Below are 7,222 nucleotides of genomic sequence, written 5' to 3'. Positions count from 1 at the left end.
GCTAAGCCTGCCCGCGCTGATGGTACTGCACCCGGGAGGGTGTGGGAGAGTAAGTTACCGCCGACATAAAACATAAAATAATTAAATACGAAGAGAGGGTTAAGACCACATTGTTGGTCTTAACCCTCTCTTTGTCGTTTTCTATGATTCTCACGATACAGAATACGCTGGTTTGAGGTGGATACAGGTTTGGTAGGCGCTCCGGATAGAACCGCGTACCCACCCGGACGCCTATCATTAACCTTGGTGGCGGCTGTTGAGGATCCAGTTATGTCCTTCTATTAGTCCTTGCCGCCAGCTTAAGTAGTTGTGGCCACCGTTGTATTCGCGTGAAGTGCTTGTTGCGCCGCTTTCCTGGGACAAGACGTTGGCGAGCTCTACATTCTCCTGTGAAAGACGAATATCGTATCTTCCATACTCATGGAATATTGCCCGATGGATTCCATCAGGCGCCTCAATATGTTCTTGCCAAGATTCCAAGAGCCAATATTGTCGGTCTGGCCACCACAAAGCAGCTGACTGCACGATGGCATTGAGAGCGATCTCAGGGTGTATGAGGACGATGCCAGCGGCTGCATAGCCGCCTAGAGAGCCACCTGCAATTATGTAGTCACTCCCGTCCACGGGCCACACCTTGCCTTTCTGCTCGGCAAGGGCCTTTGCCCATGGCAGCACGTAATTCTTAAGTGAACTAGCTATGAGTTCAATATCGCCTAGAAAGTCACCGCGAAGAGATGCTTCTTCGGGGGAAAAATAGACTATTGCAGAGTCGTGCGGCTGGTATAGGTTCAGTAGCGGAACTTCTTCCGCGTAAACCTCCCCGTCAGTTACTAATAGAACGTCTGCAATTTTTTCGTCCGGAGGCAGATAAAGCCAAGCGTTGAGCGTTAGTCCTTTGGCTACTTCCATTTGAGCTTGATGTAGCAGGGGACGAGATTCCGCGACGGAGTATCCAGCAGCTTCGTGATTGCCGGCATCGTACAACGGGTTGAATCGAGCAGTGCGGTTAGTTAGTGTTCCTTCGCGTTTGGTACCGATGCTCAGGATCTCTCCGGATGTCCATGCAGGCTCTGCTGTCTCGCGGAGTCTTCTGTAGGCTTCTCGATCCGCTCCTGGTAGTTTTCCGTTCTCAAGGCAGGTGTTTGGGATGTTAAGGATGCCCACCATGGAAGTCAGACCCTTCGGGATGTCGATAGTGACTACATGCCAGACATCGTCACCGGTGTCTCCTAGCGGGGTGTATTTTTCTAAGGCATAGTGTTCCAAATGTTCCCTATGGAAGTGGGTGAGAACGTCTATGAACAGAATCGGGGTGCTCGTGCTTTTTCTACTTGGGTAGGCGATTGTCAGTTGGACCTGCTCGCTGTCTTCTAGAAGTTCAATGCGGGGAGCTTCGCGAATGCGCAGTAGATCTTCGAGGGTAAAACCTGCGGGTGTCGGTGTTCGCTTCGGTAGTTCAGGTATTTCTAATGTGCTAAATCTGTCGGGTTTGGTCATATATGCATACTCTTTCTGCCGTGTTTCCTTCTAGCCATTCTTATGTAAGGCAAGGCTTACTATACTGGCCATGTTGTCAATTGGCGGTGAGGGTTTACTCACAAGTCGGACACAGCTCATTTGGGGGTCGTACGGCACTGCAAATACCTACAGGGTACGTATACGCATTTGCCCTGGAAGGTGTGATGCCTAGGAGAACGTGCGACCGGTCTTGTCTTTATACAGAAAGTTTGAAAAGGAATACTATGACTTTGGTTCGCAAGCGAAAGGTGATCAACGGTGTTGTCTCGGTGCTGTTGGCGGGGACACTAGCAGGTAGTCTCGCTGCGTGTAGTTCAGAAGGATACAGCACGACCTCTGATGAAGGAGCAAGCGAGAGCAAGGCTGCAACTTCTGATGACGGCGAGTGGCCACGGATAATTGATACCGACAACGGTGAACTGACCCTGGAAGCAAAGCCAGAGCGCATCGTTTCGACTTCTGTGACCTTGACTGGCTCTCTGCTGGCTGTCGATGCACCTGTCATCGCTAGTGGTGCTACCGGTGAAAACGTGGAAGACCTCAGCGATGAAAACGGCTTCTTTATCCAATGGTCTGATGAGGCTAAAGAGCAGGGCGTTGAAAAGCTGTGGGACAACACCTCACCCGATGCAGAGCGGGCAGTAGGGTACGCGCCCGATTTGATCGTAGTAGCGAAGAACTCCGGCGACTCAGCTTTTGATCAGATTGACCGACTGGAACAGATCGCACCAGTCCTCGTCGTTGACTATTCTGGAGCATCTTGGCAAGACGTCACCACAAAGATTGGTGAAGCCACCGGCCAAGAGGAAGAAGCTGAGGAAGTAATCGCTGATTTCGACAACCGCATTGAAGAGGTGCGGGATCAGATTGAGCTTCCCGATGGCACTACCTCATCCTTCATTGTCTTCGGAAATGGTGAAGGCGCAGCAGCGCTTACGCCAGAAGCTCCACAGAATCAGATCCTTTCTCGTTTGGGCTTCGACCTGACTGAGGTACCGGAGGATATCAAGGGTGATACCTCGATGGGTAAGGAACGAGGCGACATCATCAGTCTTGCACTGGAAAACGTTCAAGCAGGTTTGCCTGGTGATAACTGGATTTCGGTTTCCAATAGCAAGGATAAGGAAGAAGAGCTTCGGAGCCAGCCTGCCTTTAGTACCGCTCCTGCAGTAGTCGAGGACCGTTTGTACACCACTCCGCCATCAACCTTCCGGCTAGATTACTTCTCTGCGAATATTTTGCTGGATTCGATTCTTGAGCAGTTTGGCAAATAACTTATTCCCGGAGTTCGCCGTGTAGTCAGAAATATTGCTGGCTAATGCGATGACTCAGATTAAGTACGGAAAAATCCCGACCGTTGAGGTATAGCGAGAGTAAAATCATCTCGCAGTAACCTTTTCGGCGGGATTTTTTATTTATGTCGGCGGGCGGCGGTGTGGTGCACGAGACAGTCCTAAGATTCCAGGATGTGGAATCTGTTTTCAGCGCTTTCGCGGGTAGAATGGCCAGAGTTAATCTGCCATAAGAAGCAATGAAAGAGAATGTGAATGTCAGAGCGTTACAACGAAGGCCGCCGTGAAGAGTCGCGGGGTCGTCGCTCCGACTCGCACGGTTCTAATCGTCGAGACAACCGCCAATCTGGTCGTGGTGACCGTCGTGAGTGGAACAACGAACGCCAGGACCGTCAGGTTCGAGGTGACTGGAAGTCTCGTGGTGAAAATGATCGAGGTCGTCGCAGTGAATCCCGTCCGGGTTCCTCCCGCGGCAACTGGCGTGATGATCGTAATGACCGTGACGAACGTCGTGGTGGAGGAGACCGTCGAGAAGGCGGCCGTCGGGACTGGCAGTCCCGTGGGGAACACGGTGGGGATAACCGTGATAACCGACGTGGCGATCGCCGTGAAGGAGACCGCCGAGATGGCGACCGCCGCGGCGGCCAGCGTCGAGACGGCGAGCGTCGGTACAACGACCGTGGAGATCGCCGCAATGATGAGCGTCGTGGTGACTCCCGCGGTCGTGGACACGCAAACCGTGGAGGCCGTGCCGAGCAAGAGCGCGCTGGTCGCAACTTAGCGCCGCAGCGTTCCGGTTTCCGTGAAGAGCGTATTAATCGCCGCATGGCTGATCCTGACTTGCCTGATGATATCGATATCAATGACTTGGATCCGTTGATCCTGCAGGATCTTCGGGTGCTGTCTAAAGACAATGCCGAAGAAACTGCCAAGCACATGATCATGGCGGCTGAGTGGATGGAAGACGATCCACAGCTTGCTCTTCGTCACGCACGTGCAGCTAAGGACCGTGCTGGTCGTGTTGCAGTTGCCCGTGAGGTCAACGGTATTGCCGCGTACCACGCAGGTGAGTGGAAGGAAGCTCTTGCCGAATTGCGCGCCGCACGCCGTATTTCCGGTGGACCAGGAATGCTTGCAGTGATGGCAGACTGTGAGCGTGGATTGGGTCGCCCTGAAAAGGCTATCGAGCTGGGCCGTAGCGAAGAGGCGCAACAGGTAGACGCCGAAACAGCTATCGAGCTTGCCATCGTGGTCGCTGGTGCACGCCAGGACTTGGGCCAGAATGATTCTGCAGTCGTTACCCTTCAGCGCGCGAACCCGTCCAAGGATGCAAAGGGCATTCCTGCCATGCGTTTGAGCTACGCTTATGCCAATGCCCTGGCTGAAGCGGGCCGCAAGGAAGAAGCCAAGGAATGGTTCGAGCACACCGCAAAGCTCGACGTTGACCAATGGACTGACGCGCATGCGCGTCTAAAGGAGTTCTAAACCTCAATGAGCCTGATCAAACAACACGACGCACTGCTTTTAGACCTAGACGGAACCGTCTGGGAAGGCGGTCGCGCCATTGATGGAGCCGTAGATTTCATCAACAGTTGTGCGCTGCCGAGCATCTATGTCACCAACAATGCTTCTCGTGCGCCTGAGATCGTGGCTGAGAAGCTCTCTGCAATAGCGCTGAAAGCAACCGCAGACGATGTGCTGACTTCCGCGCAAGCTGCAGTGACTTTGGCCGGAGAACATGTTTCCCCTGGGGCGAAAATCCTCGTCATCGGCGCAGATTCATTCCGCGACTTAGTCCGCGACGGGGGCTACACCGTCGTGTCCTCCGCTGACGATCAGCCAGCGGCGGTTTTACAGGGATTCGACCCCTCAGTGGGCTGGGAACAGCTCACCGAAGGAGCGTTGGCTATTCGCCAAGGAGCCGTATACATCGCTTCGAATCTAGATACCTCCTTGCCGACCGAACGTGGATTGGCAGTGGGCAACGGATCTTTAGTTGCCGCTGTACAGACTGCGACCGAAGTGGCACCAGTTTCCGCTGGTAAGCCGGAACCAGCGATGTTCGTTCAGGCAGCACATCGGCTTGGCTCTACTAAGCCTCTTGTTGTTGGTGATCGCCTAGATACAGATATCGCGGGCGGCAACGCGGCGGCGATGACAACCTTCCATGTACTCACGGGAGTCTCTCATGAAATAGCACTGTTGGAGGCTGATGTAGAGCACCGCCCTAATTTCATTGGTGAATCGCTGGCCGATATGGCTCGCGATGGCAATGAATTACGTCCTGGACCGCAAGGCGGGTTTACCGCGCGTGTCGATGGCCTAGATCTGTTAATTGATAACGGTGATGCCGACGCTACATCCATTCAGGCGCTGCGCACAGCCTTGGAAGTCGCGTGGTCGATGGCTAAGCCACCGCGCTATATCCAGCCGGTTTCCGACAAGGCCAAAGAAGTAATCCAAGGCTGGCGCTAATGACTGGTCCAATTCCTCATGACCCGCGGGCGTTACCAATAACGCCCGAAGAGCTAAATCAGTCCATTGAAGAAGTCTTATCGCAACCCGTAGCTGATCTTGCTGCAGAAGCAGAGCAGCTTAATCAAGCTCATGAGCTGCTGCGCGCAGCACTACAGGAGAATTAATGCCACCTCAACGCCGACGACTTGATGCAGAACTCGTTCGCCGTAAAATCGCGCGCTCGCGAGAACATGCCGTTGAGCTCATCAAAGATGGCCGCGTCTTCGTTGGTGGCTTTAAAGCATCTAAGCCAGCCTCTGTAGTAGAACCAGAAGTATCAATTCGAATCGAAGGCGGCGATGATGCTAATTGGGCATCCCGCGGGGCGCATAAACTCCTTGGAGCGCTGAAAGCCTTTGACGTAGAGCTTAAGGGCAAGAAGGTGTTAGATGCTGGGGCATCGACAGGCGGCTTTACTGATGTCTGCCTGCGCGGGGGTGCTGCGGAAGTCTATGCCGTCGATGTCGGATACGGGCAGCTTTTGTGGCGCTTGCAAAATGATGACCGGGTAAAAGTTCGTGACAGAACCAATATTCGTTACTTGACGCTGGACGACACCGAAGGCCCATGCGATGTCATGGTGGGGGATTTGTCCTTCATCTCCTTGAAGTTGACCCTGCCAGCAATGGCACAGGTAATGGCTCCTGGTGCTGTCATGCTGCCGATGGTCAAGCCGCAGTTCGAAGTGGGCAAAGACCGCGTCGGTGCTTCTGGAGTGGTGCGCTCCCCAGAACTGCGCGCGGAAGTAACCCTGGAGGTTGCAGCATTCGCGAAAACTCTGGGACTCAGCTGCCACGGAGTAGTTGCCTCACCACTGCCAGGGCCGAGCGGCAACGTAGAATATTTCCTAAAGCTTGTCAATGACGGCGGTGCCACGCATCCTTCGGAAGAAGAGCTTTTATCAATGATTGAAACTGCAATAAAGGATGGTCCTCAGTGAGTGAATCAGCACAGAGTGCTTCTCCCCGCAGAATTCTTCTCGTTCCCCATACTGGCCGCGCTAGCAATATTCGCGACGCTGAACGTGCAGCAGAACTTCTTGTCGCTGCAGGCATTGAGCTGCGCGTAGTCGCGCGCGAGCCCATTGAGGCTCCATCTATCTTGTCGACATTTCCTTATATGTCGCATGACTTCAAAGCAGCAGAAGGCTGCGAATTAGTCTTAGTACTAGGCGGCGACGGCACCTTCTTGCGCGCAGCAGACCTGGCACGCAAAGTGGGGGCTCCTGTGCTGGGCATCAATCTTGGTCACGTGGGCTTTCTTGCAGAAGGCGAGCGTTCTTCGCTGGAAAACTCTATCCAGAGGGTCATCGATAAGAGCTACCGCGTCGAAGACCGGATGACCATTGACTGCACCGTTATCGATGAGCACGGCGAAGTCATCGGTGAAGACTGGGCGTTGAATGAGGCCAGTATTGAAAACTTAGATCGCTCGGGTGTTCTCGACGCGATTCTGGAAGTCGACCAACGCCCGGTGATGGCTTTTGGTTGCGACGGCGTCTTGGTCTCTACTCCTACTGGCTCAACTGCGTATGCGTTCTCCGCGGGCGGGCCTGTGCTGTGGCCAGAACTTGATGCCATCTTGGTGGTGCCCAATAACGCGCATGCGCTGTTTACCAAACCTTTGGTAGTGTCACCCGATTCCTCAGTTGCGGTGGAATCTGCGTCGTTGACTTCTCCTGCCGTCGTTATTTTGGATGGCTTCCGTGAGATCAGCATGCCTCCGGGTTCCCGTATTGAAGTAACCCGCGGCTCACGGCCTGTGCGCTGGGTGCGCCTAGACGATGAGCCTTTCACGGACCGCTTGGTCACCAAGCTGCATCTACCGATTCAAGGGTGGCGCGGCCCGCACCGCTAAAGGTACAGGTTAAATTGCTGCGACCAGAATTATTTGCC

The 7,222-nt window shown here is 54.0% G+C and carries 7 protein-coding genes; 6 read left to right on the top strand and 1 reads right to left on the bottom strand.

The genetic code is table 11. The features are described from left to right. Positions 1-237: 237 nt before the first annotated feature. Positions 238-1,497, bottom strand: a complete 1,260-nt coding sequence (locus tag C5Y44_RS11435; protein WP_105325044.1) for an esterase family protein — start codon at positions 1,495-1,497, stop codon at positions 238-240. A gap of 245 nt (positions 1,498-1,742) precedes the next feature. Between C5Y44_RS11435 and fepB the strand changes: the two genes are divergently transcribed. The 6 genes from fepB to C5Y44_RS11410 all read left to right on the top strand — a co-directional run bounded on the left by fepB (position 1,743) and on the right by C5Y44_RS11410 (position 7,184). Continuing rightward, the gene (gene fepB, locus C5Y44_RS11430; RefSeq protein WP_105325043.1) at positions 1,743-2,792 is read left to right on the top strand and encodes a Fe2+-enterobactin ABC transporter substrate-binding protein; all 1,050 of its coding nucleotides are present in this window, start codon (positions 1,743-1,745) and stop codon (positions 2,790-2,792) included. Positions 2,793-3,065: 273 nt separating this feature from the next. After that, positions 3,066-4,295, top strand: coding sequence for a lipopolysaccharide assembly protein LapB (locus tag C5Y44_RS11425; protein ID WP_105325042.1), 1,230 nt, complete (start codon positions 3,066-3,068; stop codon positions 4,293-4,295). Between the two features lie 6 nt (positions 4,296-4,301). Beyond that, entirely contained in the window at positions 4,302-5,285 is a 984-nt protein-coding gene (locus C5Y44_RS11420; protein WP_105325041.1) for an HAD-IIA family hydrolase, read from the top strand. Further along, on the top strand, positions 5,285-5,452 hold the full coding sequence (locus C5Y44_RS13390; RefSeq protein WP_168970107.1) for a hypothetical protein: 168 nt from the start codon (positions 5,285-5,287) through the stop codon (positions 5,450-5,452). The genes C5Y44_RS11420 and C5Y44_RS13390 overlap by 1 nt, the downstream gene beginning before the upstream one ends. After that, entirely contained in the window at positions 5,452-6,267 is an 816-nt protein-coding gene (locus tag C5Y44_RS11415; protein ID WP_105325040.1) for a TlyA family RNA methyltransferase, read from the top strand. Before C5Y44_RS13390 ends, C5Y44_RS11415 begins: the two co-directional genes overlap by 1 nt. Then, positions 6,264-7,184 carry an NAD kinase gene (locus C5Y44_RS11410; RefSeq protein WP_066839708.1) on the top strand — a complete coding sequence of 307 codons (921 nt, stop codon included), beginning with the start codon at positions 6,264-6,266 and terminating at the stop codon, positions 7,182-7,184. Before C5Y44_RS11415 ends, C5Y44_RS11410 begins: the two co-directional genes overlap by 4 nt. Positions 7,185-7,222: the final 38 nt, after the last annotated feature.

The organism is Corynebacterium sp. J010B-136, from assembly GCF_002967075.1.
GTDB lineage: Bacteria > Actinomycetota > Actinomycetes > Mycobacteriales > Mycobacteriaceae > Corynebacterium.
Note: the sequence above shows the minus strand (reverse complement) of the source record. Positions and strands in the feature narration are given on the sequence as shown.

Excerpts from the sequence above, each read along its gene's own strand:
- C5Y44_RS11435 (WP_105325044.1), bottom strand. The coding sequence starts at position 1,497 with ATGACCAAACCCGACAGATTTAGCACATTAGAAATACCTGAACTACCG.
- fepB (WP_105325043.1), top strand. The coding sequence starts at position 1,743 with ATGACTTTGGTTCGCAAGCGAAAGGTGATCAACGGTGTTGTCTCGGTG.
- C5Y44_RS11425 (WP_105325042.1), top strand. The coding sequence starts at position 3,066 with ATGTCAGAGCGTTACAACGAAGGCCGCCGTGAAGAGTCGCGGGGTCGT.
- C5Y44_RS11420 (WP_105325041.1), top strand. The coding sequence starts at position 4,302 with ATGAGCCTGATCAAACAACACGACGCACTGCTTTTAGACCTAGACGGA.
- C5Y44_RS13390 (WP_168970107.1), top strand. The coding sequence starts at position 5,285 with ATGACTGGTCCAATTCCTCATGACCCGCGGGCGTTACCAATAACGCCC.
- C5Y44_RS11415 (WP_105325040.1), top strand. The coding sequence starts at position 5,452 with ATGCCACCTCAACGCCGACGACTTGATGCAGAACTCGTTCGCCGTAAA.